The organism is Burkholderia sp. GW821-FHT14F03 (assembly GCF_058803765.1).
In genome coordinates this window covers 186,640-212,454 of the sequence record NZ_JBXAPG010000002.1, presented here as the reverse complement: position 1 = coordinate 212,454, position 25,815 = coordinate 186,640, and the positions used below count along the sequence as shown (strand labels likewise).

25 protein-coding genes and 1 pseudogene are annotated in these 25,815 nt (G+C 68.5%); 13 read left to right on the top strand and 13 right to left on the bottom strand.

Annotation, left to right across the window (positions count from 1 at the left end; genetic code table 11):
• Nucleotides 1–169 precede the first annotated feature (169 nt).
• Nucleotides 170–841, bottom strand: coding sequence for a PulJ/GspJ family protein (locus tag AC1RQF_RS02485; RefSeq protein ID WP_273997480.1), 672 nt, complete (start codon nucleotides 839–841; stop codon nucleotides 170–172).
• Nucleotides 825–1,211, bottom strand: a complete 387-nt coding sequence (gene gspI, locus AC1RQF_RS02480; RefSeq protein WP_492871237.1) for a type II secretion system minor pseudopilin GspI — start codon at nucleotides 1,209–1,211, stop codon at nucleotides 825–827. The genes AC1RQF_RS02485 and gspI overlap by 17 nt, the downstream gene beginning before the upstream one ends.
• A gap of 267 nt (nucleotides 1,212–1,478) precedes the next feature.
• Between gspI and AC1RQF_RS02475 the strand changes: the two genes are divergently transcribed.
• A complete protein-coding gene (locus AC1RQF_RS02475) occupies nucleotides 1,479–2,219 on the top strand; it encodes a hypothetical protein (protein ID WP_273998298.1) in 741 nt (246 codons plus the stop codon).
• Nucleotides 2,220–2,271: 52 nt separating this feature from the next.
• Here AC1RQF_RS02475 and AC1RQF_RS02470 read toward each other — a convergent pair whose 3' ends face one another.
• Nucleotides 2,272–2,577: a type II toxin-antitoxin system Phd/YefM family antitoxin gene (locus AC1RQF_RS02470; protein WP_273997478.1), complete on the bottom strand. Its 306-nt coding sequence runs from the start codon at nucleotides 2,575–2,577 to the stop codon at nucleotides 2,272–2,274.
• Between the two features lie 895 nt (nucleotides 2,578–3,472).
• Between AC1RQF_RS02470 and AC1RQF_RS02465 the strand changes: the two genes are divergently transcribed.
• From AC1RQF_RS02465 to AC1RQF_RS02455, 3 genes are all read left to right on the top strand, one after another.
• Nucleotides 3,473–4,282, top strand: coding sequence for a class I SAM-dependent methyltransferase (locus AC1RQF_RS02465; RefSeq protein ID WP_492871236.1), 810 nt, complete (start codon nucleotides 3,473–3,475; stop codon nucleotides 4,280–4,282).
• An 86-nt stretch (nucleotides 4,283–4,368) separates the two neighbouring features.
• Entirely contained in the window at nucleotides 4,369–5,457 is a 1,089-nt protein-coding gene (locus AC1RQF_RS02460) for a GNAT family N-acetyltransferase (protein ID WP_492871235.1), read from the top strand.
• Between the two features lie 112 nt (nucleotides 5,458–5,569).
• Nucleotides 5,570–6,571 (top strand): fatty acid desaturase family protein, encoded by a 1,002-nt coding sequence (locus tag AC1RQF_RS02455; protein WP_492871234.1) that lies wholly within the window; start codon nucleotides 5,570–5,572, stop codon nucleotides 6,569–6,571.
• Here AC1RQF_RS02455 and AC1RQF_RS02450 read toward each other — a convergent pair.
• The 6 genes from AC1RQF_RS02450 to AC1RQF_RS02425 are packed head-to-tail and all read right to left on the bottom strand — an operon-like array spanning nucleotide 6,562 to nucleotide 12,711.
• Nucleotides 6,562–7,770 (bottom strand): acyl-CoA dehydrogenase family protein, encoded by a 1,209-nt coding sequence (locus tag AC1RQF_RS02450; protein ID WP_492871233.1) that lies wholly within the window; start codon nucleotides 7,768–7,770, stop codon nucleotides 6,562–6,564. The genes AC1RQF_RS02455 and AC1RQF_RS02450 overlap by 10 nt on opposite strands.
• Nucleotides 7,767–8,615 (bottom strand): hypothetical protein, encoded by an 849-nt coding sequence (locus AC1RQF_RS02445; RefSeq protein WP_273997472.1) that lies wholly within the window; start codon nucleotides 8,613–8,615, stop codon nucleotides 7,767–7,769. The genes AC1RQF_RS02450 and AC1RQF_RS02445 overlap by 4 nt, the downstream gene beginning before the upstream one ends.
• 36 nt (nucleotides 8,616–8,651) lie before the next feature.
• Nucleotides 8,652–9,308: a methionine ABC transporter permease gene (locus AC1RQF_RS02440; RefSeq protein ID WP_273997471.1), complete on the bottom strand. Its 657-nt coding sequence runs from the start codon at nucleotides 9,306–9,308 to the stop codon at nucleotides 8,652–8,654.
• Nucleotides 9,301–10,458, bottom strand: a complete 1,158-nt coding sequence (locus AC1RQF_RS02435) for a methionine ABC transporter ATP-binding protein (RefSeq protein ID WP_273997470.1) — start codon at nucleotides 10,456–10,458, stop codon at nucleotides 9,301–9,303. The genes AC1RQF_RS02440 and AC1RQF_RS02435 overlap by 8 nt, the downstream gene beginning before the upstream one ends.
• Nucleotides 10,459–10,475: 17 nt before the next feature.
• Nucleotides 10,476–11,867 (bottom strand): LLM class flavin-dependent oxidoreductase, encoded by a 1,392-nt coding sequence (locus AC1RQF_RS02430; RefSeq protein WP_492871232.1) that lies wholly within the window; start codon nucleotides 11,865–11,867, stop codon nucleotides 10,476–10,478.
• Between the two features lie 13 nt (nucleotides 11,868–11,880).
• Nucleotides 11,881–12,711 (bottom strand): MetQ/NlpA family ABC transporter substrate-binding protein, encoded by an 831-nt coding sequence (locus tag AC1RQF_RS02425; protein ID WP_492871231.1) that lies wholly within the window; start codon nucleotides 12,709–12,711, stop codon nucleotides 11,881–11,883.
• Between the two features lie 548 nt (nucleotides 12,712–13,259).
• Between AC1RQF_RS02425 and AC1RQF_RS02420 the strand changes: the two genes are divergently transcribed.
• Together AC1RQF_RS02420 and AC1RQF_RS02415 are read left to right on the top strand one after the other, a co-directional pair.
• On the top strand, nucleotides 13,260–14,168 hold the full coding sequence (locus AC1RQF_RS02420) for a spherulation-specific family 4 protein (RefSeq protein ID WP_273997467.1): 909 nt from the start codon (nucleotides 13,260–13,262) through the stop codon (nucleotides 14,166–14,168).
• Between the two features lie 5 nt (nucleotides 14,169–14,173).
• Nucleotides 14,174–14,884, top strand: a complete 711-nt coding sequence (locus AC1RQF_RS02415) for a LysR family transcriptional regulator (RefSeq protein ID WP_492871230.1) — start codon at nucleotides 14,174–14,176, stop codon at nucleotides 14,882–14,884.
• On the opposite strand, the gene AC1RQF_RS02410 is transcribed toward AC1RQF_RS02415, so the two are convergent.
• Nucleotides 14,820–16,121 carry an aspartate aminotransferase family protein gene (locus AC1RQF_RS02410; protein ID WP_492871229.1) on the bottom strand — a complete coding sequence of 434 codons (1,302 nt, stop codon included), beginning with the start codon at nucleotides 16,119–16,121 and terminating at the stop codon, nucleotides 14,820–14,822. The genes AC1RQF_RS02415 and AC1RQF_RS02410 overlap by 65 nt on opposite strands.
• A 103-nt stretch (nucleotides 16,122–16,224) precedes the next feature.
• Between AC1RQF_RS02410 and AC1RQF_RS02405 the strand changes: the two genes are divergently transcribed.
• Nucleotides 16,225–17,082: a LysR family transcriptional regulator gene (locus tag AC1RQF_RS02405; RefSeq protein WP_273997464.1), complete on the top strand. Its 858-nt coding sequence runs from the start codon at nucleotides 16,225–16,227 to the stop codon at nucleotides 17,080–17,082.
• 33 nt (nucleotides 17,083–17,115) lie between these two features.
• On the opposite strand, the gene AC1RQF_RS02400 is transcribed toward AC1RQF_RS02405, so the two are convergent.
• Nucleotides 17,116–18,093: a LysR family transcriptional regulator gene (locus AC1RQF_RS02400; RefSeq protein WP_492871228.1), complete on the bottom strand. Its 978-nt coding sequence runs from the start codon at nucleotides 18,091–18,093 to the stop codon at nucleotides 17,116–17,118.
• Between the two features lie 155 nt (nucleotides 18,094–18,248).
• On the opposite strand from AC1RQF_RS02400, the gene AC1RQF_RS02395 reads away from it, so the two are divergent.
• Both AC1RQF_RS02395 and AC1RQF_RS02390 read left to right on the top strand, forming a co-directional pair.
• On the top strand, nucleotides 18,249–19,580 hold the full coding sequence (locus AC1RQF_RS02395; protein WP_492871227.1) for an MFS transporter: 1,332 nt from the start codon (nucleotides 18,249–18,251) through the stop codon (nucleotides 19,578–19,580).
• A 109-nt stretch (nucleotides 19,581–19,689) separates the two neighbouring features.
• On the top strand, nucleotides 19,690–21,195 hold the full coding sequence (locus tag AC1RQF_RS02390; protein ID WP_273997461.1) for a M81 family metallopeptidase: 1,506 nt from the start codon (nucleotides 19,690–19,692) through the stop codon (nucleotides 21,193–21,195).
• Between the two features lie 300 nt (nucleotides 21,196–21,495).
• Here the strand turns inward: AC1RQF_RS02390 and AC1RQF_RS02385 are convergent.
• Nucleotides 21,496–22,101, bottom strand: a pseudogene (locus AC1RQF_RS02385) (aminoacyl--tRNA ligase-related protein); the annotation flags it as partial.
• On the opposite strand from AC1RQF_RS02385, the gene AC1RQF_RS02380 reads away from it, so the two are divergent.
• The 4 genes from AC1RQF_RS02380 (at nucleotide 22,100) to AC1RQF_RS02365 (ending at nucleotide 24,172) form a co-directional block, all read left to right on the top strand.
• Nucleotides 22,100–22,558: a hypothetical protein gene (locus AC1RQF_RS02380; protein ID WP_492871226.1), complete on the top strand. Its 459-nt coding sequence runs from the start codon at nucleotides 22,100–22,102 to the stop codon at nucleotides 22,556–22,558. The pseudogene AC1RQF_RS02385 and the gene AC1RQF_RS02380 sit on opposite strands and share 2 nt — an antisense overlap.
• A gap of 382 nt (nucleotides 22,559–22,940) precedes the next feature.
• A complete protein-coding gene (locus tag AC1RQF_RS02375) occupies nucleotides 22,941–23,435 on the top strand; it encodes a GNAT family N-acetyltransferase (protein WP_492871225.1) in 495 nt (164 codons plus the stop codon).
• Between the two features lie 96 nt (nucleotides 23,436–23,531).
• Nucleotides 23,532–23,777 carry an AbrB/MazE/SpoVT family DNA-binding domain-containing protein gene (locus tag AC1RQF_RS02370; protein WP_273997457.1) on the top strand — a complete coding sequence of 82 codons (246 nt, stop codon included), beginning with the start codon at nucleotides 23,532–23,534 and terminating at the stop codon, nucleotides 23,775–23,777.
• Nucleotides 23,774–24,172: a type II toxin-antitoxin system VapC family toxin gene (locus AC1RQF_RS02365; RefSeq protein WP_273997456.1), complete on the top strand. Its 399-nt coding sequence runs from the start codon at nucleotides 23,774–23,776 to the stop codon at nucleotides 24,170–24,172. The genes AC1RQF_RS02370 and AC1RQF_RS02365 overlap by 4 nt, the downstream gene beginning before the upstream one ends.
• A 99-nt stretch (nucleotides 24,173–24,271) precedes the next feature.
• On the opposite strand, the gene AC1RQF_RS02360 is transcribed toward AC1RQF_RS02365, so the two are convergent.
• Nucleotides 24,272–25,807, bottom strand: a complete 1,536-nt coding sequence (locus tag AC1RQF_RS02360) for an efflux transporter outer membrane subunit (protein WP_273997455.1) — start codon at nucleotides 25,805–25,807, stop codon at nucleotides 24,272–24,274.
• Nucleotides 25,808–25,815 lie beyond the last annotated feature (8 nt).

The window sequence follows — 25,815 nt, the reverse complement described above, 5'->3', positions numbered from 1 at the left end:
CGCAAGATGGACACCGCGCATCGACAACCCCGTCACGCATACGGCGCGCTCAAGACGCCTGCCCGGCGCCCATCGAGCCGCCACGGCAACCGCCATGCCGGGCGATATCGATTTGCGCCGCTCGCCATGCATCGCGTTCCGCCTCGCTCGAATGACCCGGCGCCTCTTCTCACTGCCCGAGCGGCACCGTGCGCACATAGCGCAGCGCACCGCGCCCGAGCGCGACCGACATTCGCAAGCCGCGCGGCAGGGGCATCTCGGTCGTCGCCGTGGTGCTGACCGCGTACTGCGCGAGATAACGCGCATAGGCGGCGTCGATGGCCTCCTGCTTCGCGGTCCAGCCGTCGGGCGGCAGCCAGACGGCGAGCGTCAACGCGCGTACGTCGGCGCCGACCACCACGCCCGGCAGTTTGTCGAGATTCGCGATGGCGTCCGCGAGCAGCTTCAGCGATGCGACGGGCGCCGACGCGCTGCGCGTCAGCGTGCGCCCTTGCAGCCGATAACGCACCACTTGCAGGCGCGTCATGCCGTCGTCCGCGCCGACGTGCCGCACGAGCACCAGTTCGTTCGGCCGCAGCCGCAGCGGCGCGCCGTTCATCTCGCCCGGCGTCGCGAGGTTCAGCAGATCGTATTGCAGTTGCCCGAAGCAGCGGCCGAACGCGCGCGTCTCGGCGAGGCTCGCGACCACGCCGTCGCGGCCGCGGATCGTCGCGTCGAGCCCGCGCCACGACAACACCGCGACCACCGCGAGCAGCGTGATCGCGACCAGCATCTCGATCAGCGTGAAGCCCGCCGTGCGCCGGCCGGCGCGCGCCGCGCGACGTTCAACGCGGCGCTTCATCGTGCACCTGGGTCGCGGCCGCCGCGAGCGCCGTGCCCCCCTTGCGCGACAGGAACACCTTGACCGACACGTCGCGCAGCAACGGCGACGCGGCCGCCGCGCCGACCGTCTGCCGGCACACGAAGCGATAGCGTCCCTGCGGACAATCGAACTCGGTCTGCCCGATGGGCGGCCAGGCGCGCGCGATCACGACTTCGCCCAGCGCGTTGTCCGCGCTCCACAGCGCAAGCTGCCGCACGCGCGCCGACTCGGTGCTCTCGGTCAGCGCGCCCACCGCGCGCAGCACCGCGCCCAGCGCGATCGCGACGATCGCGAGCGCCACCAGCACCTCGATCAGCGTGAAACCCGTATCCCCGTTCCGCACCCGCATCCATCCCCCGCCGCCCCGTTGCGTCCGGCGCGGCGTGTGCGGCCCGCGCCCGAAAGCGTCGAGGGTAGCGGCGCGCGGTGACGCCCCGGGGTCGGAATGTGCGTCATTCCCGCCGCGCGCACGACGCACATCGCCGTGTCACATCGCGCGGATCTGATGCCACGGTACGGCGTTTCCGTCATCGCCGCGCCGCGCGGCGCGGTTATGCTCGCGCACGCCCGCTGCTTCCCCCGGTACTGGACCGGTATCGCCATGAAAGAACGGCCGATGCTCGAGTACGCACTGCACCCGGTCGAGGATCGCCTGATCCACGTCGACGATCTCGCGCACGTCGGCGCCTTGCCGCGCCCGTGGGCGCGCTGCCCGCTGTGCCTGGGCCCCCTGTGCGTGGTGTCGCTGCGCGATCGCGCGCGCAGCCGTCGCTTCATGCATCTCGCGCGCGACCTCGCGGCCTGCCCGCTGGTGCGCGACGCGCTGCCGAATCCGCTCGCCATGCGCATCGGCCCGCCGCTCGATGCGCGCGGCCGGCAGCGGCGCGCGCATTTCCTGCTGCACTGGCCCGGTCACCTGCAAACGATCCGGCGCGTCGCGTCGAGCTTCGGCATCGCGCGCTTCATGCACGCGATCGAGCATGCGGACGTCCTCAAGCTATGGGCGTGGCCGACGCTCGCGCAACGCGACATTCCCTACATCCTGCTGGTGCTGACGGAATTCATCGCGGCCGCGCCCAGCGGGCGGGCCGCGCTCTGGTCGCGCTTCTGGTTCAACGGCGCGGTGCGTGAGATCGACGATCTCAGCAAGCCGGCCGGCAAGCTGCCGCGCCTGTTCCGGCTGCGCTACCGGCCGCCGCGCCGCGCGGTGTTTCCGGGCGTGCGGCACCTGATCGATTGCGCGCCCGTGGAGATGGAGGATCCGGACGCGCCGACGGCGCCGGACGGGATGCCGCGCCAGGACGTCGCGGCCTTCGAAGCGTTCATGGCGCGCGCGTGGCGCCGCGCGGCCGAGTGAGTGAATGCCTGCGGGCCAAAGGCCGGCGCGGGCCCACGCGCCGGCCGCGGCATCAGGCGACGTGCACCGGCGCCGGCTCGTGCGCCCCGACGCCCGAGGTGTCGACACCCGACGTCCCGACGCCCGACATATCGACGCCCGGCCTGTCCGCACCCGCGATGCAGCGCGCGAGTTCGAGGTCCTTGAGCCGATTCGTCAGTTCGACCCACTGCTCGATCGACACCAGACACGCGATCGGCCGCTGATGCCGCATCACGACCAACGGATGGCCGCCGACGTCCCGCAACGCCTTCGACGGATTCTTGCTGAGATCACGAGTCGTGATCGCCGATACCCCCTGCATCGACCATTGTTCCATTCCAGCCCTCTCAAGCGGATGTGCATCGTAGGCCCGCGCGCGTGGAACCGGTTCTTGGCCGGCGCTCGACGCGGCCCGCGGGCGATCTGGGTGATCCGGCGCATCCGGCGCCGCGCCGAGACGCGGCCGCATGAGCGCCCGGGGCGGCATGCCGCCCGATGCCGGCGCGTGCGGTCCGGCATCGCCGGTGTGTGTAATGCACTGAAATGGTGTTGCAGGGAAATGGCAAGCCCGTGTCGAAATGTACTGTACAGACGAACCTGCTCCGGAATCCGTGCGGAACCGCCGGCGAAAAGCCGAGATTACGGAGCCGCGCGACACCGCGCATCCGCATCCCGACGACGCAATATCCTCCGGACTGATTTACTTCCTGAATAAATCATCGCTTCCAATACGTCGAATTGTTGACGAAAATCCCCAAACAAATCGCCTAATTCAAACAGCCGATTTCGTCAACCGGCATTTAATACAGTTGCCATCCATTAGACAAACATTTCAAATTCGACCCGCTTAACAATTGCTTTCAAATAAATTCATTTAAAAAACAAGGGAAATCATAAAATCCCGGCACGAGGTCGAGACGACGCCGATCCTGGCTACCCAAGGAATCACGGCACATTCATCTGGATCTCCCCATTGGCCGCAGCAATCCAACAGCAATCCTTTTCTTCAATTCAATTCGCTCGATTTACGAACTCAATAGTTTCACAAAACCGATTCCATTCTTTTTTCGTAAACCGAAATCAGAACAATTCAGCAAATCAGGCAATTAAAACGACGAATTCCGTTCGCCCCGTGCGGCAATGCCGAACACCTCGGAGCCGAAGCGCGAGACGCTGACGGCAGGCGGAATCGAACACGCGGATCTCGAATACAACCACGGAGAAGCACGAACATGCGTGAATACGTACTAGGTCACTCGCCGACGGAACTCAAACGGCTCGATTACCAGTCGGAAATGCTGCGCCCGATCACGCGGCGCTTGCTGGAGTCCGCGGGCATCCGGCCCGGCATGCGTGTCCTCGACATCGGATGCGGGACGGGCGGCGTGAGCCTGCTTGCCGCCGAACTGGTCGGTCCCACGGGTTCGGTGACGGCGATCGACCGCAGCGGATCCGCCATCGAGACGGCCTCCGGGCATGCCGCCGAGGCCGGCCTGGACAATCTCCGCTTCGAGGTCTGCGCACTCGATCAACTCCAGGCGGCCCATGAATTCGACATCGTCGTCGGCCGCTATGTGCTGTCGCATCAGCCCGACGCCACGGCGTTCCTGCAGCTCGCCGCGCGTTTCGTCCGGCCGGGCGGCGCGCTCGGCTTTCACGAACCGGACCTCGTCCGGCAGACCGGGTCGAGCCCCAGCGTCGCGCTCTGGGACACGATCGTGCGCGAGGTGCTCGAACGTTGCCAGCACGGCAGCGCGACCTATGACGTGGCGCGACGCCTGGTGCAGGCATTCGCCGTCGCCGGGCTGCCGACGCCGACGATGTCCTATGAAATCCCGCTCGGCGGCGGTCCTGCGTCCCCGCTCTGCTCGTGGCTGGCGCAGTCGCTGCGCACGCTGTCGGGCGGCGCGCAGCACACCCAGCTCGCCAGCGGCGAAACCGTCGATCTCGATCAACTGAGCGCGGACCTGCAACGCGCCTTGCTCGACGCACAGGCCCAGGTCGAATTCCCGGGCCAGGTGTGCGCCTGGATCCGGCTGTAGCCGCCCCGCCCCGCCATCGAGGGATCGCGGGGCCATTCACCCGTCAACGCCGCAGACACACTCATCTGTCCTAGAGGGCGCTATCCATGCACGATCCATTCACCCAGGCAGGGAATGGCACGCAGTTCGACCCGATCGGGGGGCTGCCGCACCCCGCCGTCGATTCATCGCAGCACACCGCGCGCATCGCCGTCAGGCGCGCCGTCGCCGCCGACAGCGAGACGCTGGCCGGCCTGTTCCGCGACGCCTATGGCGTGACCACCCACCCGTGCCAGTCGGCCGGCTATATCGCGCAATCGATCACGCGGGCGAAGGGCCGCTGGTACGTCGCGGAGTCGGCCGGCATGGTCGGCTGCATCTGCTTCCTGCGCAACACGGTCAACCGGACCTGGGAACTCGGGCACGCTGTGATCGATCCGGCCTACCGGCGGCTCGGCGTGTTCTCCATGCTGCTGCGCACCGGGCTCGAACAGACGGAGATCCAGTCGGACGAAATGGTGTTCGCCGTCACGCGCTCGTTCGCCGCGTACCGCGCCTTGACGAAGGACGTCGCGAGCATCCTCGTCGGCCATGACGGCGGACCGAACTGGGTCGACTCCATCCGGGAATATCACGTGACGGCGATCGCCCAGCGGATCCCCGCGTATTTCCCGCACGTCGCGCCGCCCAACGAGGTATGGCGCCGCTCTCCGTTCATCCACGATCGCGTGTATGCGCCGCTGGGCCTCAAATGGCGCACCGGCCTCTATCCGTCTCTGCTGTTCTCCGGCGAGGGAACGCATGCCGGGCACGACTTCACCTACTGCAGGGACGATCACCTCGATGCGATCCAGCTGTGCGGATACCGGGTATCGGGCGACGAAACGCAGACCGCCGACGCCTTGGCCCGCTTCATGACGCATCACGCGCAGTGCAGCTATGTCAGCGGCGACGTCCTCGCCCACAACGTCGTGCTGATCCAGGCGATGCTGAATCTGGGCTTCGGCATCACCGCCTACCTGCCGGCCTGGCACTGGCATCAGGGGCGTCGCTACGACTGCGTGCGGCTCGTCAGGCAGCGCTTCGACACCATCAACATGAACGGCTTCGATACGCAGATCGATGGATTCGATCTCGCATTCCAAAGGCTCGCGGAGGATCTGCTCGAAACCCGCGAACTCGAGTTCGAGCAGTAAGCCCGCCACGGCACGGGGCGCGACGCATCGCATGCATTGGGTGGGCATCGCGCCGCCCGGCGCCGGCCGAGGCGATCGCTCTTAAACGCTACATCGAGAAAGGACAACGAACATGACGAAGGAAGAATGGCTGGCGGTGCGCAAGCAATTGCCCGACGGCCCGCAGGGATACTGGACCGTCGGGCTCTGGCTGCTGGATATGTCGATCCTCGGCGGCGCATGGCTGCTGTGGACCCGCGGCAGCCTGCTCGCGCGCGTCTGCGCCGTGGTGCTGGCCGAGCTGTCCGTGATCCAGATCTACCTGATCCTGCACGAGGCGATCCATCGGTCGGTATGCCGGAACCGCTTCATCAACGAAGCCGTCGGCCACGCCAGCGGCTGGCTGATCGCGCTGCCGTTCCTGCCCAGGCGGCGCAATCACCTGGGCCACCATGCCTGGACGGCTCATCCGAAGCGCGATCCCGAGAACAAGGGGATGATCGAGAAATTCTCGGTGATGACGGAACAGCAGGCCAGGACGCTCGAATTCCTCTGGCGCCACTGGATTCCGATCATCGCGATCAACCACTTCGTCAATCATTGGCTGTGCGTGCTCAGGCCGCCCGCCGGCGACGCCGCGCGCAAGACGTCGAAGCAGGAGGCGCGGTTCGCCGTGATCTATCTCGCCGGCTACGGCCTGCTCGCGTACTGCGCGGTGCATGCCGGCGTGTTCGCCGAATTCGCGGCGTTCGTCGCGATCCTGCTGGTCTTGCTGTGGCTCGCGGTCGAGTTGCTCAACCTGCCGCATCACGCCGAAATCCCGCTGCTCGCGAACGACGCCCAACGCCCGCCGCTCTGGGAACAGGACATCGTCTCGCACAGCTGCCGGTCCGTCCCGATCTGGTCCAAGTACATCATCCTCAGCTTCAACCTGCACATCGCGCATCACGCGTTTCCGTGGATCGCCTGGTATCAGTTGCCCAGGACGCAGCGCATCCTCGATGCGAAGAATCTCGATCCCGCGGCGAAGCAGATGGACGAGTGGGAGTTTTCGCTGACCAATCGACGCCGGCCCCTGCTTCAGCTCATGGGGCACTTCTTCGACAAGCGCGCGCCCTCGCGTCCTCAGGTATAGAGCGACGCTTCGGGCAATTCGCCGGTCAACGCATAACGCCCGACGTCGCGCACGCGGTAGTCGAGCGGATCGTGCAGCGTATGCGTGCGCGCGTTGCGCCAGAAGCGGTCGAGCGCCAGCGGCGCGGCCGTCGCGCGCGCGCCGCACGCATCGAACAGCGCCTCGCCGAGCGCGAGCGCCGCGCGCTGCGCGACGATCTTCGCCTCCGACACCGCGAGCGCCGTTTCCGCGCGCGCGTCGACGCTCAGCGCGTCGCCGGCCTCCCACGCACGCTGCAACGCGCCGGCCGCGCGCTCGGCCAGCGCCTCGGCGGCCACCGCCTGCACCCGCATCTCGCCGAAGCGCTGCAGCGTATAGGGATCGTCGCTCGCCTGCGCGACGCCCGCATGCACCCACGCGCGCCCATGTGCGCGCACGTAGTCGCGCGCCGCGTCGAGCGCGCCTTCGGCCAGACCCGCGAACAGGTTGGTCAGCACCAGTTGCGACACCAGCGTGCGCAGTGTCGCGCGCGGCGTCGGCGGCATCTCGGAACGATGCAGGACTTCGTCGGCCTCGACCCGCACCGCCTCGAACGACACGCTGCCGCTGTCGGTCTGGCGCTGGCCGATCGGATCCCAGTCGTCGTGCACGGTGATGCCGGCGCGCGCGGTCGGCACCACGGCGAACACCGGCTTGCCCGTCGCGGCGTCGTGCGCGGACACCGTCATGCGCTGCGAGCCCCGCGTACCCGAGCAGAAACCCTTGACGCCGTCGAGCCGGTAGCCGCCGTCCGGCGTCGCCCGCGCCTGCAGGCGCGCATCGAGCGGATTCACCGCATTGCCCCACCACCAGCCATGCTCGACCGTGCCGCGCAAGTAGCGTTCGCGCTGCGCGGCATTGCCCCAGACCTCGACGCTGACCACCTGCAGGCACTGGAAACCGACCAGGTGCGCGAGCGCGCTGTCGACCCGGGCCAGCGCGCGGATCGTGCGGTAGATCTCGGGCCATGCGGCTTCCTGGCCGCCGAACGCGCGCGGCACCGCGAGCGTCAGCAGCCCGGCCGAGGCCAGCCAGTCCTTCTCGCGCGCGGCATGGCCGCCCGCGCGATCGCGTTCGGGCGCGCTCGCGCGCAGCGCATCGAGCAGCGCCGCAAAAGTGCGCGGCGCGTCACCCGCGTCAGCCTCGCCCGCGAGCGGGGACGGCGTGTGCCGATCGTTCATGCGACGGCCTCCAGCGCGGCGCGCCCGGCCGTCAGCGCAACCAGCGGCCGCAGCGTCGCGCGGCCCGTCAGGCGTACGAGCATCTCGCGCCGCCACGCATCGTAGATCGCGCGATAGTGCGTGACGTCCGCGCCGAACACGGCCGCGACATGCGCGTATTCGTCATGCAAGTAAGTGTCGAGACGCTGCTGCTGCGCATCGTCCGCATCGAGCACCTGCTCGATCAAGGCGTCGCGCGCGCCGGCCGGCAATGCATCGCGGGTCGCCAGCCACCAGCCGACGATCTGCACGCGATGCCATTCCTCGTCGGGCTTGATGCGCGCCTCGCCGTACTCTCGCATCTCGGCGTCGCCGATGCGCGCGGTCTTGCGCTGGATCCACAGCTTCGCGAGGATGTGCAGCTCGTAGTGCCATTGGAACGCGAGGAAGCCCGGCACGTCGCGCAGCGCGAGATCGCCGACGCGCGCCCAGTGCGCACGCACCCGCCGCGCGATCTCGGGCAGCGGATCGCGGCCCGTCAATGCCTCGACGCGCGCGCGGGCCGCCGCCGCATGCGCGCCGTCGTCGCCGAGCTGGCGCGACAGGATCAGCTGGACATGCGGATCGTCGCGGAACAGCGTATCGATCGCGCGCGCCGCCACCTGCACGATGAACAGGTCGTGCGACGCCATCCGCGTGTAATAGTCGGCGATCGCGGCCACTTCGGCCGCATCGCGCGGCGCGCGCGGCGCAATGGTGAGCTTTTCCGGGAACGCGGGCAGATGGCGTCGCGCCACCTGCACGAACAGGCGCTCCTCGAACGGCAGGCGCCATTCTTCGAGGGGATCGAGCGGGGCAGTCGTCATGATTCAGGGATCCTTGCGGCGCGCGGCGCGCCGCGTTCAGGTTCTACGGGTCAGGCGGCGCGCGAGGCGATCGCCGCCGAACTGGACGGTCGTGACGAGCGCGATCAGGATCGCGATCACGGTCGCCATGACCGTGGTGTCGAAGCGCTGGTAGCCGTAGCGGATCGCGAGATCGCCGAGCCCGCCCGCGCCGACCGCGCCCGCCATCGCGGTCGAGCCGATCAGCGCGACCACGGTGATCGTGAAGCCGCCGAGCATGCCGGGCAGCGCCTCGGGCAGCAGCACGTGCCAGACGATGTGACGCCGCTCGGCGCCCATCGCCTGCGCGGCCTCGATCAGCCCGCGATCGACTTCGCGCAGGCTGACCTCGGCGATGCGCGCGAAGAACGGGATCGCCGCCGCCGACAGCGGCACGATCGCCGCCCATACCCCGATGGTGGTACCGATCAGCACGCGCGTGAGCGGCAGCAGCGCGACCAGCAGGATCACGAACGGCGTCGAGCGCAACGCATTGACGAGCGCGCCCAGCGGCGCGTTGAGCGCGCGGCGCGCATAGATGCCGCCGGGCGCGGTGGTGACCAGCACGAGCGCGAGCGGCACGCCGGCCAGCGCCGCCGCGCAGGCGGACACCGCGACCATCCACAGCGTGTCGCGGACCGCATCGACCAGCTCGGGCAGCCACAGCTCAAACATAGCCGAGCACCTCGACGCGGCCCGCGTGCCGGCGCGCGCCGTCGAGCAGCGCGGCGACCCGTTCGGGCGATGCCGCGCCGAGCGCCGCCGCGATCACGAGCCGCCCCTGCGCGCGCCCCTGGATCCGGTCGAGCCCGCCGTGCACGAAGCGCACCGCGGCGCCCGCCGCCGCGCCGAGCGCGCCGGCCAGCGCGCCGAGATCGGGCTCGTCGCCCTCCGCGCCCGTGTAGCGCACGTCGAGCAGCAGGTGCGCGTGCGCCGGCAGCGCGTCCGCCTGCGACCACGGCCGCACGCGCGCCGCGAGATCCGCGGGCAGGTCGTGCACGAGCGTGCGCAGCAGCGCGCGCGTCGCGCCGTGGCGCGGATCACCGAACACGCGCCATACCGGCCCCGTCTCGACCACCTCGCCCTGCTCGATCACGGCCACCGTGTCGCACACCGCGCGGATCACCTCCATCTCGTGCGTGATCAGCACGATCGTCAGGCCGAGCCGGCGATTGATGTCGGCGAGCAGCGCGAGGATCGACTGCGTGGTTTCCGGATCGAGCGCCGAGGTCGCTTCGTCGCACAGCAGGATCTCGGGGTCGTGGACCAACGCGCGCGCGATCCCGACCCGCTGCTTCTGCCCGCCCGACAGGCTCGCCGGATACGCATCGCGCTTCGCCGCGAGGCCCACCAGTTCCAGCAGCGCCTCGACCTTGCGCGCGCGCTCCGCCTTCGGCACGCCGGCGATGCGCAGCGGCAGGCCGATGTTCTCGCCGACCGTCTTCGCGGACAGCAGGTTGAAATGCTGGAACACCATGCCGGTGCGGCGGCGCAGCGCGACCAGGCCGCGCTCGTCGAGCGCGCCGACTTCGGTGCCGCTCGCGCGCACCGCGCCCGAGGACGGCGTTTCGAGGCCGTTGATCAGGCGCAGCAGCGTCGATTTGCCCGCGCCGCTGCGGCCGATGATGCCGAATACCTCGCCGCGCGCGACATCGAGCGTCACGTCGCGCAGCGCGACGCTCGGCCCGCGCGGCCCCGCGAAGGTCTTGCCGACATGACGGAACGACACGGCGGCCTCGGCGGCCGCGCCCGTCGTCCGGCGCACGGCGTCCGCGCGCGTTGCCGCGCGCTCGATGAAGCCCGGTGAATCGAGCCATTGCGTCATCGCTGCTCCCTGTCGGTTCAAATCGGTTCGGCGACGCCGGCCGCCGCGCGCCAACGCGCGCCCGCATGCCGGCCGGGCAGGCGCGGACCCGCGCCGAACAGCTTGCCGCGCAGCGTCGGTTCCGGGTCGTAGTCTTCCTTGTAGCGGCCGCGGTCCTGCAGCTCGGGCACCACCCAGTCGACGAAATCCTCGAACGATTCCGGCATCACCGTGCGCGTCAGGTTGAAGCCGTCGATGCCGGTTTCGTCGATCCATGCCAGCAGTTCGTCCGCGACCTGCGACGGCGAGCCGACCACCGGGTGATAGCGGCCGCCCAGCGACATCTGTTCGAGGATGCGCCGCACCGTCCAGGTGCCCGACGTGCTCTTGCGCGAGATCGCGTCGACCGCCGACTGGATCGAATCGGTCTGCACATGCGAGATCGGCTCGTCCGGGCCGAAGCGCGAGAAATCGATGCCGGTGGAACTCGCGAAGTGCGCGAGGCCGGCCTCGGGGCTCGCGTAGCGCCGGTATTCGTCGAACTTCTCGCGCGCGAGCCGCTCCGTCGCGGCCGTCACGACCGTGATGCCCGCGAAGATCTTCAACGACTCCGGCGCGCGGCCGATGCGCGCGGCCGCCGCGCGCAGGTCCGCCGCCGCCGCGCGCACCGACGCCTTGCTCTGCCCGTTCACGAACACGCATTCCGCATGCTTCGCCGCGAACTCGACGCCGCGCGCCGAGGCGCCCGCCTGGTACAGCACCGGCGTGCGCTGCGGCGACGGCTCGCTCAGATGCATCGCGTCGATCGTGTAGTAGGGGCCGTCGTGCCGCACGCGCCGCACCTTGCCCGGTTGCGTGTAGATGCGCGCCTGGGCGTCGCGGATCACCGCGTCGTCGTCCCAGCTCTGCTCCCACAGCTTGTAGACGACCTCCATGTAGTCGTCCGCGCGCGCATAGCGGTCGTCGTGGCCGACCTGCCGCGCAAGGCCCATGCCGCGCGCGGCGCTGTCGAGATAGCCGGTCACGATGTTCCAGCCGACCCGGCCGCGGGTCAGGTGGTCGAGCGTCGACATGCGGCGCGCGAACAGATACGGCGGCTCGTAGGTCAGGTTCGCGGTGACGCCGAAGCCGAGATGGCGCGTGACCTGCGCCATCGCCGGCACGAGCAGCAGCGGATCGTTGACGGGCACCTGCACCGCTTCGCGCAGCGCCGCATCCGGCCCGCCCTCGAACACGTCGTAGACGCCGACGATATCGGCCAGGAAGATCCCGTCGAACTTGCCGCGTTCGAGCGTGCGGGCGAGGTCCGCCCAGTAGTCGAGATCGGTGTAGTGCGCGGAGCGGTCGCGCGGGTGGGTCCACAGGCCGTGGTTGATATGGCCCACGCAGTTCATGTTGAAGGCGTTGAGGAGCATCCGCTTGCGGGTCATGGCCGGGGCTCCTTCACCACGCGACCGCGTACAGCGAACCGAACGCCTCGTCGAGCGCGTGACGCACGGCGGGCGAATGCTGGTAGATCGCGATGAATGCGCGGATGCGCGGATCGTTGACGCTGTCCGGGCGCACCACCCACTGCACCGCGAACTGCTTGTTTTCCGTGCCGTCGAACAGCAGCGCGCTGTTCGGATCGGTGGTGCCGGCCAATTTGATGAAGCTCGGATAGCCTTGCGCGAGATCGACGTCGTCGAGCGCGCGCGCAAGCTGCGACGCTTCGAGCAGGACGATCTTCAGGTGTTTCGGGTTCTCGACGATGTCGAGCCGGGTCGCGCGGAAATCCGCGCCGGGCTTCAGCCGGATCAGGCCCGCGCGTTGCAGCAGCAACAGCCCGCGCCCGCCGTTGACGGGATCGTTCGCGATCGCCACGGTCGCGCCGTCCTTCAGGTCCGCGAAGCGCTTCACCTTCTTCGAGTAGAGGCCGATCTTCATGATCGTGCCCGGTGCGATCGCGACGAAATCGTAGCCGCCCTGCTTCTTCGCGTTCTCCAGGAACGGGATGTGCTGGAAGTAGTTGACGTCGATGTCCTTGTTCGCGAGCGCCGCGTTCGGCGTGTTCCAGTCGGTAAACTCGATGATCTTCACGTCGAGGCCCCGCGCCTTCGCCTCCTTCGCGGCGATCCGCAGCGCGTCGATCTGCGGGCTGGTCGCGATGCCGACCTTGAGCGGCGCGGAATCCGCGTGCGCAGCGGACGCCGCGACGACGACGCCGACGAGCGCCGTCGCGAATGCACGTGCGACGCGCCGGATGCGGGACGCGGAAAGGAGGCGATGCGGCATACGGGACACTCTCTTCACGTTCAGGAAGGTGGACGAAATAGCGGAGGCGCGCGGCCGTGGCGCATGAAAGCGCCGGCTGCGGCGTCGGGTGGGAAGGAAGAGCTGGAATCGATGATAGAACCGGCCCGCGACGGCGGTCTACGAAGCGATTTCGCAAAGTAAATCGCGGCGGACGATATAGGAGCGGTGCGAGGGGACGGAACGGGCGACGCGACGTCAGCGTCGTCCGCGACCTCGTACGCCAGCCTTGATCGGAAACGGTCGGCCGTCGTTCGCGCATGCGGCGGGGAGGGGCGCACGACGTCGACGATGGAACGAGGGACGAATCGCATCGGCTATTCGTCATAACTTAAAATTCCGATCGCTTGCGCATGCAACGTTTTCGTGGCGGATCGGCAGACGTCGAATACGACAACACTCCTAATTGTCCGGCCCTTCGAAAACTGTTATTGGTCTCGCACCGGGACAGCCGCGACGAGGCAAGACGGCATCCCGGGGATCAATTGATATTCGCGCGTTCAGCGCCCGCCAGCCATACGGGGGTACCCATGAAGCAAGCACACCATGCAGACCGATTGCAGCGCACCCACGCTGCCGTGATCAACCCGTATGACGACCCCGCTTCCGCCGAGCCGCCCGTGCATCGCCTCACCCGACGATGGCGCGCGCGGCTCGCGACCTTCCTGGGCACGCTCGGCATCGCCTGGGCGGGGGCCGCGCACGCGGTCGACATCGTCGTTCCCGCGTATTTCTATCCGTCGGGCGCGGGGGCCGCGGCCTGGGCCGCGCTCACGACCACCGCGCCGGCGATCCCGCTCACCGCGATCCTCAATCCAGCGAGCGGACCGGGAACGGCCGTCGATCCCAACTACACGACGGTCGTCACGAACCTGCGCGCGGCAGGCGGCAAGGTGATCGCCTACGTGCATACGTCGTACGGCAAGCGCGCGCTGTCCGCCGTGACGAACGACATCAACACCTATCTGTCGTTCTATCCGGTCGACGGGTTCTTCATCGACGAGATGGCGAACGACAGCTCGGCCGCGCACGTGCAGTACTACCAATCGATCTACAACTACATCAAGGGGCTGTCGACCAGTTATCAGGTCGTGAACAATCCCGGCACCAACCTCCCGGAGGTCTACGCAAGCCTGCCGGTGGCGGACCGGTTCGTGGTGTTCGAGGATACGCAGGCGAACTACGCGGCGTATGCGCCCGCCGCGTGGCAGGCGAGCTATCCGGCGAGCCGGTTCATTCATATCGTGTACGGGACGTCGGCGCTGCAGATGGTGACCGACCTCGCGTTCGCGATCCTGCATGGGGCGGGCGGCGTGTTCGTGACCTCGCTGACCTTGCCGAATCCGTATGGCGGGCTGCCGTCGTATTGGTCGAGCGAGGTGTCGACGGCGAATCCGCCGCCGGCGGCGACGACGACGACGCGTAGGCACGGAAGGTAGGAGCGATGCGGCGGCCGGTCGCGCTGGACGCCCAGGCGGCCGGCCTGCTGTGCATTTCTCCGGGCGCCGTCAGCCAGCCCATCCGAAACCTCGAAGACCGGCTCGCGATCCGCCCGTTCGAACGCACCGGCCGGGAGATCGTGCTGACAGGCATGGGCCGCGCACTGTTCGATCGGCTTACCGGCGGCTTCGGGGACATCGAATCAATGACGGTCGGGTCACCCGCCACGGCGACGCTCTCCGTCGTCGGCCTCGCAGCGGAGACTCATCGCCAGTCATCCGAAGCGTTCTTGCCACGACGACCTGAGCCCGCAATCGGATACGTGTTCCGCGCGACGGCCCCCATCCGCCGATGCACTCCGGCGCTCCGCATATGGGACATAACCGAGCCATCGTTGCCCACCTCGGAAAGGCGGACGCCGCGCATACCATATGAACGTGCCGCGCCGGCATCCCGCCCGACCGCCACACGATGCCATCGATCGGAACCAGCCAACCCTGGCGCGCCCGACGCACGAGACGGTGTTCCTTCCAGCACGACCATCAGGAGACGCGCCATCCCGGCAGCCTTGTCGATAGCCGCATCGCCGAACGGTTCGCCTGCTTGCACCTTCGAGCCTCGGTCTCACCTCCGCCAAGCCTGCGCCGCGCCTACAGCGCCCGTCGCAGCGCCTGCTCCAGCAGCGCCAACCCGAGATCGACCTCCTCCTCGCTGACCGTCAACGGCGGCGCGATCCGGAACACGCCGCCCATCCCGGGCAACTGGACGATATTCATGCTGAGCCCGAGGTTCATGCATTCGCGCGTGATGCGCGCGCCGAGCCCGTCCGCCGGTTCCTTCGACTTCCGATCCCTGACGATCTCCACCCCCAGCAGCAAGCCGCGCCCCCGCACGTCGCCGATGCAGTCGAAGCGTTCCATCAGGTCGAGCAGACCTCGCCTGAGCCGGTCCCCCATCGCATTCGCGCGCGCGGCCAGCCCGTCGCGCCGCACCACGTCGAGCACGCGCAGCCCGACCGCCGCCGGCAAGGGATCGGACACATGCGTCGTATAGAACAGATAGCCGCGCTCATGCGCCTGCTCCTCGAGCGCGGCCGACGTCACGACGGCCGCGAGCGGCAGCCCGGCGCCCAACGTCTTCGACAGCGTGAGGATGTCGGGCGTCACCCCGTCGCGCTCGCAGGCGAACATCCGGCCCGTACGCCCCACGCCGGTCTGCGCCTCGTCGAGGATCAGCAGCATGCCGCGCGCCTCGCAGTGGCGCTTGAGCGCCGCCATGTAGCCATCCGGCAGTTCGATGATGCCGCCCGAACTGAGAATCGGTTCGGCGATGAACGCGGCGAGACTGCCGCTCGACTGGCGATCGACGAGGTCGAACGCATAGTCGAGTTCCGCGCGCCAATCGTATTGGCCGCCGCGCTCGAAGCGCGGCCGGTACGCGGACGGCGCGGGAATCGCGAACGACCCGACGGCGGCGGGCCCCACACCCTTGCGGCCGGCGCTGTAGGTCGCCGACGCCGCGCCGCCCGTCATCCCGTGCCACGACTGCGCGAAGCCGACGATCTCGTACTTGCCGGTGACGAGCTTCGCCATGCGGATGGCGGCCTCGTTCGACTCCGCGCCGGTGCTGAGCAGCAGCGCGCGATCGAGCCCGTCGGGCGTGACCGCCGCGAGCCGGGTGGCCAGGTCGACCACCGGTCGCGACAGCATGCCGCTGAACAGATGATCCAGCCTGCCCGCGTATTCGTGGATGACCGACACGATCTCCGGATGGCTGTGCCCGAGCACCGCGCTCATCTGTCCCGACGTGAAATCGAGGATCGCCCGGCCGTCGGCGTCGTAGACGAAGCTGCCCTGCGCGCGTTCGATGATCATCGGCTCGAACACGCCGCCATAGCGGACCAGATGCTGCCTGGCGCGCTGCCAGAAGGTCGCGTCGAGATTGCGGGACATGGCGCGGCTCCGGGCTGAAATGAACATGACTTGCAGTCTAGGAGCCCCTCTGCTTTTATAGAATCGAATAGTTCTTATGCAAGGTAGAAAGGAGACTGATACCTTGGGACGTCCACTCGAAATCGACCTGCTCCGCTCGTTCGTCGTCATCGCCGAGGTACGCGCGCTGAGCCGCGCGGCGGCCCGGATCGGCCGGACCCAGTCCGCGTTGAGCCAGCAGATGAAGCGGCTGGAGGACATCGTCGACCAGCCGCTGTTCCAGCGCACCGGGCGCGGCGTGGTGCTGACGAATCCCGGCGAGCGGCTGTTGATCCACGCCCAGCGGATCCTGCGCCAGCACGACGAGGCGCTCGCCGACCTGGGCGGCAAGGGCCTGTCCGGCACCATCCGCTTCGGCTGCCCGGACGACTACGCGGCCGCCTTCCTGCCCGCGCTGCTGCGCGCGTTCTCGCGCCGGCATCCGCACGCGCTCGTCGAGGTCGTGAGCGGACCCACGCCGCGCCTCCTCGAACACCTGGAGCAGCGCGCGGTCGACCTCGCGATGATCTCGCTGCCGGAAGACAGCGCGGACGACGACCTCATCCGCCGCGAGCAACTGGTGTGGATCGGCTACCCCGGCATGGAGCCCGCGCGCTTCGCGCCGCTGCCGCTCGCGCTCTCCGACCCGGACACGCTCGACCACCTCGCGGCGTGCGACGCCCTGCGGCGCGCCGGCCGCGACTACCGCATCGCGTATGCGAGCAGCAGCCTGTCCGGGCTCACCGCGCTGGTGCGGTCCGGGCAGGCGTTCGCCGTCATGACGCAGACCGCCGTGCCGGCGGACCTCGCGATCCTCAATGGCGATCCCGCGCTGCCGGCCCTGCCCGCCGTCGGCATCACCGTGCGGTTCGGGCGGAAGCGTCCCGCGCATCTCGTCGCGGCCTTCGCGGAACACATCCGGCTCACGCTGCCGCTGCTGTGAGCGACGCCGCGCGCGCCCTGTCGCCGATCCGCGCTATCCCCCCCGCTTTCCCCCGCGCCGGGCCACCCCGCCGCGCGCCGCGCGCGGCGCCTTGCCGTCAGGTTTCGCAAACATTTTCATGTCGCGCAGGATGCAGCCGAGCAGGGTGTCCGCGGCCACGCCGAGCGGCCGCCCCGTCTTCACCAGCACGCGCGCCTTGGCGGAATCGAACAGCGGATGCGCGATCGGCAGCGCGACGAGTTCCCCAATCTCCAGTTCGCGATAGGCCGCGAACGCGCCGATCAGCGTGACGCCGTCGTGCCGCTTGACGAAGTGGCGCAGCACCGCGAGCGAATTGGTGGTGAGCGCCGGGCGCAGCGACAGGTTCTCCGCGTAGGCGAGCATCTGCACGATCTGCCCGAGGCCGAACGCGGGCGGCATCAGCGCGAGCGGATACTCGGTCAGCTCGTGCGCCGCGACCGCGCCGCCGCGCACGGCGAGCGGATGCCCGGCATGCACGAGCACCACCACCGGCTGCGCCGACGTCACGAGATAGTCGACCTCCGGATGCGCGGGCGGGTTGTACGCGAGGCCGATATGCGCGCGGCTCTCGGCCACCTCCTGCAGCACGTTGTTGACCGGCAGCACGTCGACGATCACGTCGAGCTTCGGATAGCGCATGCAGAAATCGGTCAGCACCTCGTCCATCAACACATCGACGTAGCCTTCGCTGGTCACGATCCGAACCTGGCCCGATTGCAGCCGGCGCAGCGCCTGCAGGCGCTCCTCGAACAATTCCTGCTGGGAACGGCAGCCGCGCCAGTATTCGAGCAGATGCGCGGCGGCCTCGGTCGGGCGCACGCCGCGCGCCTGACGCTCGAACAGCACGGCGCCGACCTCCTCCTCGAGCAGGCGGATCTGCCGCGTGATGACGGAAGGCGAGGTGTTGATGCTGTCGGCCGCGCCGCGGATGGAGCCGTGCGTGAGGACCTCGTGGAAGTAACGCAGGCGGCGCTGGTTCAGTTCGCGCATGTGGGATTCCCGCTTTTTATGTAGGGTGTTGCCACGCAGGCAACATTAAATCACTTAAGTTGCTCTTGCTCTGACTTTTCGTCTCTCCGACGATGGGACGACCAGACAAGATCGACAAGACGCACACGCCCGTGCCCACGCCACTGGAGAGAGACATGTCCGCCGTTCCGTCGCCCAGCCATCCCGCCGCCCCGGACAGCCCGGCCCTGCAGGCCCTGTACCGCAAGCTGGACTGGCGTCTGCTGCCGGTCCTGCTGCTGTGCTACACGTTCGCCTACCTCGATCGCGTGAACATCGGCTTCGCGAAGCTGCACATGCAGGGCGCGCTCGGGTTCTCCGACGCGGCCTACGGGCTCGGCGCGGGCATCTTCTTCCTCGGTTACGTGCTGTTCGAGATTCCGAGCAACCTGATGCTGCCCAGGATCGGCGCGCGCCGGACCATCAGCCGGATCATGGTGCTGTGGGGGCTGACGTCGGCGGGCATGATGTTCGTGCGCGACGAAACCACGTTCTACCTGCTGCGCTTCCTGCTCGGCGTGTTCGAGGCCGGCTTCGCGCCCGGCATGATCTTCTATCTGACCTACTGGTACGGCCCGCGCCGCATGGCGGGCGTGATGGCCGTCGTGATGCTGGCCGGCCCGATCGGCGGCATCGTCGGCTCGCCGCTGTCGACCTGGCTGATGACCGCGTTCGACGGCGCGCACGGCCTCGCGGGCTGGCAATGGATGTTCGTGGTCGAGGGCCTGCCGTGCGCGCTGCTCGGCCTGTTCGTGTTCAAGGTGCTGGCCGACCGGCCGGCCGACGCGGGCTGGCTCAGCGAGCAGGAGAAACGCCTGCTCGCCGCCGAACTGCGCGCGCCCGGCGCCGGCCACCATTCGTTTGGGCAGGTGGCGCGCGATCCGCGCGTCTACCTGCTGGCGTTCTCCTATTTCACGATCATCTGCGGGATCTACGCGGTGAGCTTCTGGCTGCCGTCGATCCTCAAGGCCGACGGCGTGGCCGACACCATGCAGATCGGCTTCTACTCGATGATTCCCTACCTCGGCGCGGCGTTCGCGATGCTCGTCATCGGCCGCCGCTCGGACCGGCGCGGCGAACGCCGCTTCCACAGCGCGGTGCCGGCGCTCGTCGGCGCGCTCGCGCTCGGCGCCGCGACCTTCGCGGGCGGCCATCTCGCGTTCTCGCTGATCTGCATGACGATCGCCACGGCCATGGTTTGGGCGGCCTACACCGTGTTCTGGGCGATCCCGTCGCAATACCTGAAGGGCGACGCGGCCGCGGGCGGCATCGCGCTCATCAACACGATCGGCCTGATCGGCGGCTTCCTGAGCCCGACCCTCATCGGCGAGATCCGCACCGCGACCGGCAGCATGCAGGCCGGCCTGCTGGTGATGGTGGCGCTGCTGATCGCTGGCGCGGCGGTGCTGGTCCTGAACCGCCTGCCCACGCAAGGCGACGCGACAGGTCCGGCGACAGGTCCGGCCTGATGCCGCCGGCCCGCCCCGATCGCGACACCGACACCCTGCACGCGCGGCCGCCGGCCGCGCGGACGACTTCAACCATGACGCATCCCGCGCGCTTCCTGGAATCTGTCTCATGACCACACGCATCCTGATTGCCGGTTTCCAACACGAAACCAATACCTTCGCGCCCTCGAAGGCCGCTTATGCGAACTTCGAGCGCGGCGAGGGCTTTCCCGCGATGGCGCGCGGCGCGGACGTGCTCGCGCTGCGCGACGTCAACATCCCGGCCGGCGGCTTCATCGCCGCGGCGGAACGGCGCGGCTGGACGCTGCTGCCGGTGATCTGGGCGGGCGCGAGCCCGTCGGCCCACGTCACCGAGGACGCGTTCGAGCGTATCGCCGGTGAAATCGTCGACGCGGCGCGGCGCGGCGGTTACGACGCGATCTATCTCGACCTGCACGGCGCGATGGTCGCCGAGCATACCGACGACGGCGAGGGCACGCTGCTGGAACGCGTGCGCGCGGCGGTCGGGCCGGGCCTGCCGGTGGTCGCCTCGCTCGACCTGCACGCCAACGTGACCGGCCGCATGCTCGACGCGGCCGATGCGCTGGTGGCCTTCCGCACCTATCCGCATGTGGACATGGCCGAGACCGGCGAGCGCGCGGCCGTGCTGCTGCAGCGCCTGCTCGACCGGCGCGCGCAGGGCGGCCGCACGCTGCATCGCGACGCGCGCCGGCTGCCGTTCCTGATTCCGATCAACGGCATGTGCACGCTGGTCGAACCCGCGCGCGCGATGTACGCGCGGCTCGCGGCGCTGGAAGCCGACGGCGTGGCGTCGCTGTCGTTCGCGCCGGGTTTCCCGGCGGCCGATTTCCCGGAATGCGGCCCGGTGCTGTGGGGCTACGGAGACGATGCCGAGGCCGTCGAATCGGCGGTGCGGACGCTGTACGACAAGATGCTGGCCGACGAAGCCGCGTGGCAGGTGCCGTTCCTGTCGCCCGACGAAGCAGTGCGGGAAGCGATGCGGCTCGCGGAAGGGGCCGACAAGCCGGTGGTCATCGCCGACACGCAGGACAATCCCGGCGCGGGCGGCGATTCCAACACGACGGGGCTGTTGCGCGCGCTGCTGCGCAACGGCGCGCGCGACGCGGCGATCGGCCTGCTGTGGGATCCCGCCGCGGTGGCGGCGGCGCAGCGCGCCGGGGTCGGCGGCTTCGTCGAGCTGGCGCTCGGCGGCTCCGGCGTGCCCGGCGACACGCCGCTGCTGGGGCGCTACGAGGTCGTGACGCTGTCCGACGGCGTGTGCCGCTACGACGGGCCGATGATGAACGGCATGCTGGCCGACGTGGGCCCCGTGGCCTGCCTCAGGATCGACGGCGTGCGGATCGTGGTGAGCGGCGGCAAGGCGCAGATGCTCGATCGCAACCTCTATCGCGTGGGCGGTATCGAGCCCGAAGCGATGAAGATCCTCGTCAACAAAAGCTCGGTGCACTTCCGCGCCGATTTCCAGGACATCGCGCACGCGGTGCTCGTCGCGAAGGCGCCCGGCCCGATGCAGGCGGATCCCGCCGACCTGCCCTGGACCAGGCTCGCGCCGGGCATGCGGATGAGGCCGATGGGCGAGGTGTTTTCGGGGTAGCGTGCGCGCGGGTGGGCGAGGTCGGGTCAGCGATATCGGCGCGCGGCAGGCGGCGGCGTGCCGTTTCATCGCGAAATCCGGCCGGTCGTGCATGCCGACCCGCGGCATGCACCGTCGATCCGGGCGGTGGTCGATTCCGTCATGGAGCGAGTGGCGCAGACGTTTGCCGGAAAGGCCGCGCCGTGGCGGGCCTGGCCCGTATCGGCGGCGGAACGCACGCGGGCTAATCCCCCGCGAGCAACGCGCCACGATCTCTTCCGCCGACACGGCTTCCCGCATCAGGGTTCGCCGCTCCATCCACTCGAAACGCCCCGACTCGATCGCCTTGTGGCGGATCACCACGCGTTGGCGGCACGCGATCAGTTCCGCGTCGGCGAGCTTCTTTCCGGCCTGTGCCCGTCGATCGCCCACCAGCACGCGCAAGCCTCTCGCCTGGAGTTCGTGCCGCAGCGCTTCCGCGACCGTCCGATGCGCCTCACGCTCCCAGTCGATGACCGTGAGGACGACGTCGAACGCGTTGAACGAGGCGCTCCCCCGGAAGCCGCGCGCGTCGCGCTGACGTTCGAGCAGCAGCATGACGAGACGCGACACGCCGCAGCCGAAACACGCCATCCTGACGAATGCATCCCTGCCGTTGACCAGCCCCATGGCCCGCGAGTAGCGATCGCCGAGATCGAAGATGTGCGCGCATTCGAGCGTCCTGCGTCCATCGATTTCATCCTCGCCCAGTTCGCTGAGGACATGAAATTCCTCCGAGCCCTGACCGCCGATCTCGCCGTTGTCGCTCGACGTCACGATCGCCTCCAGCCCGAGCCGCGCGAGGATGCGGACGTACGCCTCGCGCACGGTCCCATACATCGCACGGGCGTCGGCTTCCGTGGCGTTGAACGTGTAGGCGTCTTTCATGATGAACTCCTTGGCCCTCGCCAGTCCGCACGCGGGTGCGAAGCTCGTCGCGGTACTTGTTGCCGAACTGGTACAGGGCCAGGGCCATGTCCGTCCTGTTGTAGTGGGTCTTGACCATTTGCGTGGCCAGTTCCTCGCACGTCGCGCCAAGGCAGAGCAGTCGTCCGGAGCGCTTGGCGAACCGCATCATTTCCGCACCGTAGGCATCGAACCGACCGCTCCGCCGCCAGAGATCGGCATCCTGCGACAGGCTCAGCTGGACTTCGCAGAAGCCGGCGTATTCCATTTCCTCGCGCACGATGCGCTCGACGCACCGCTGCGCGCGCAGGCCCAGCGACAGCTACGAGTAGAGTCCTGCCGCGTCCTGGTGAATGAAGCACGCCTTGCGGGCAAGATCGACCAGTTCGAGCTTGGCGTTGTCTTGCTCGAAGAAACGATTGGAAAAGAATTGCTGTGAGAATTTCATGTGTCGCTCCGGGTTTTGCATTCAGAAAGAAACTGAAATGAAAAAACGCCCGCAAGGGCGTCCGGATCGTCGATTCTCGTGCGAGGCGCGGGGTCAGCCTGTCCCACACGCATCTTGAGCCTCCGAACGAACGCCGGCCGCCATTGCGGGCATCGGTGGTCGATGTGGGAGATGCGTCAAGAAGTTCATGGCGTGGGGCTGGCGAGTTCCGGTGGCGTGTGAAGGATCGCGGGGCGATGCCGGTTGGCACCGTATACCCGTCCGGCTACCCTGCCCGAGGTTCGACACAATCGCAAGCCTGTGGTGAAATCGCCCAACCACCTTTCCTCCACACCGGGCCTCTGCGCAGGCTTCCGGCCAACCGGGCAACCCGATGACCGACAGACGCATCCGCCGCGCCGTGCGGGACGACGTCCCCCTGCTCCGCCAGATCCGCCGGGACGCCATCGACTACAAGCTGAGCCGCGGCGATGCGGTCTGGGGCAAGACGGGCTGGAGCGAAACCGATGCGCACGCGCGTCTCGACCGGGGCGGCTGGTTCATCATCGAACAGGACGGCGTGCCGGCCGGCATCCTGTCGCTCCAGTGGGACGACGAGGAATACTGGGGGCCGCAGGCGCCCGACGCCGGCTACCTGCACAACCTCGGCATCCGCAACGGCCTCCATGGGCTCGGGCTCGGCAGCTACGCCGTCGATTGGTGTGCGGCGCAGGTGCGCGCGAATCATCGCAGCCGGCTCAGGCTCGATTGCGATGCGAGAAACGAGAAGCTCTGCGCATACTACGCGTCGCAGGGTTTCCGGCAGGTGAAGGTCATGCCGCTGCCTTCGGGTTATGTGGCGTCGCTTTATGAACGCAACGTGGGCTAGGGCCTGTGCGGAAGTGCGATCCGAGGCTGCGGGTTCCGGTCTCGAGGTTGCACTTTCCCATTCCTTACCCTAAAGTAAGGAAAACGGAGAACCGTCATGACGAAAGCAACCATTACATCGAAGGGCCAGGTCACGATCCCGGTGGATGTGCGCAACGAGCTTGGGCTGGAGTCCGGTGACCGGGTCGAATTCAGCCTCAACGAGGCCACGGGCCGGTACGAGGTCTATCCCGTCACGCGCTCGCTCGCCGCGCTCAAGGGCATCGTGAAGAAGCCCGCCAAAGCGGTGTCGATCGACGACATGAACCGCGCCATCGCCGACCAGGGGGCATCCGCACGATGATCGGCCTGGATACGAACGTCCTGGTCCGCTACTTCGCGCAAGACGACGCTGCGCAGTCCAGGAAGGCGACGGCCCTCATGGAATCGCTGTCGGCGGAAGAGCCGGGCTATGTTTCACAGGTCGCACTGATCGAGATCGTGTGGGTGCTCGCGCGCTGCTACGACGTCGAACACGAACAGATGGAGGACATCATCGACGCGATGATCGGCACCAAGGAGCTGATCATCGAAGGCGCCGAAACGGTGCGAAAGGCGCTTCGTGTGTTCGGCGCCTCGGGCAAGGCGGATTTCGCGGACTGCCTGATCGAGCAGTCCGGGCATGTCGCCGGCTGCGAATACACGGCGACTTTCGATGTCGCGGCCTCGAAGGTCGCGGGAATGCGCTTGATCAAGTAATCGCGGCGCGAGCCGTTGCACGCCGCCTGAAAAAAGCGGCGTCGTACTCCCGCACGACGCCGCCCCCGGCACGCGGCGCCCGCCCGACTCACTCCCCGCTCAGCGCTGCGCGACCTGGTCCCGCTTCGCCTCGCCCGCCATCGGCGCGGCCGCCGCATTCCCCCAGCCGCCGCCCAGCGCGCGGATCAGATTGACCGTCGACACCGCCTGCGTGCCCGTCAGCTCGTTCGATTGCAATTGCGACACCAACACCGAACGCTCGCTGTCGATCACATCCAGGTAGCTGACCTCGCCTTCCTGATACTGCGTGCGCGACAACTTGGCGGCGCGCCGCGACGCATTGACCGCGTCGTCCTGCGCGCGGATCTGGTCGTTGAGCAGCCTCAGGTCCGCGAGGTTGTCCTCGACTTCGCGGAACGCCACCAGCACCTGCTGCCGATAGTTCGCGACCTGCTCGTCATACTGCGCGCGCGCCTGCGCCACGCCCGCGCTGCGCCGTCCGCCGTCGAACAGCGGCAAGGTCAGCGCCGTGCCCGCGAACGGCCCGAGCAGGAAGGTGCGGCTCGTCCACATGAACAGGCTGCCGAGCGTGGTCGCCTCGTAGCCGAACGCACCCGTGATGTCGAGCTTCGGGAAATACGCGGACTTCGCCAGCCCGACGCGCGCGTTGGCCGCCGCCATCGCCCGCTCCGCCGCCGCGACGTCCGGCCGCCGCTCCAGCAGCGCCGACGGCAAGCCCGACGGAATCGTCACGCCGACGGGCACGATCGGCGTTTCCTTGAACGCGAAGTCGGCCGGCGCCTTGCCGAGCAGGATCGCCAGCGCATGCTCGGATGCCGCGCGGCGCCGCGCGACGCCGATCGCATCCGATTGCGCGGTCGCCAGTTCGTTCTTCGCACGCGACACATCCAGCTCACTGATATCCCCTTCGCTGAAGCGCCGCTGCACGAGCTTCAGCGCTTCTTCGCGCAGCGTGACGGTGCGCCGGTACAGGTCCTGGTCCGAATCGAGCCGGCGCAGCTCGAAGTAGTTCTGCGCGACGTCGGCCTGCAATGCAAGCTGCACCGAACGGAACAGCGCCTCGCTCTGCGCGGCGTCCGCGCGCGACGCCTCGACGTTCCGTCCCACCCGTCCGAACAGGTCGGCCTCATACGACACCGTGCCCTGCGCGCGCCACAGCGTCGCGTTGGTCGGGCCGGTGCCCTGCGGCTGGAACTGCGACGCCGACGACAGCCCTTCGCGCGTCGGCCCGAAACCCGCGCCGATCTGCGGGAACCATTGCGAGCGCGCCGCGCGGGTCGCCGCGCGCGCTTCCTCGACCCGGGCGGCGGCCGCCTTCAGGTTCTGGTTCGCATCGAGCGCCTGCTGTTCGAGCGCATCGAGCACGGGGTCGCCGAACACTGTCCACCATTCGCCGCGATGCGCGGCGTCGGCCGGCTCGGCAGCCTTCCAGCTGCCGGCCTGCTCGCCCGGCGCGAGCGCCGGCGCTTCCTTGAACGCGGCGGGCGTCGTGACGTCCGGCCGGTGATAATCCGGCCCGACCGCGCATGCGGCCAGCAGCGAGACCAGCAGCGCACTCGCGCCCGCGAGCTTTGCGACGCGCAGCACGCCGCGCACCATGTTGTTGTCGTTCATCATCCTGT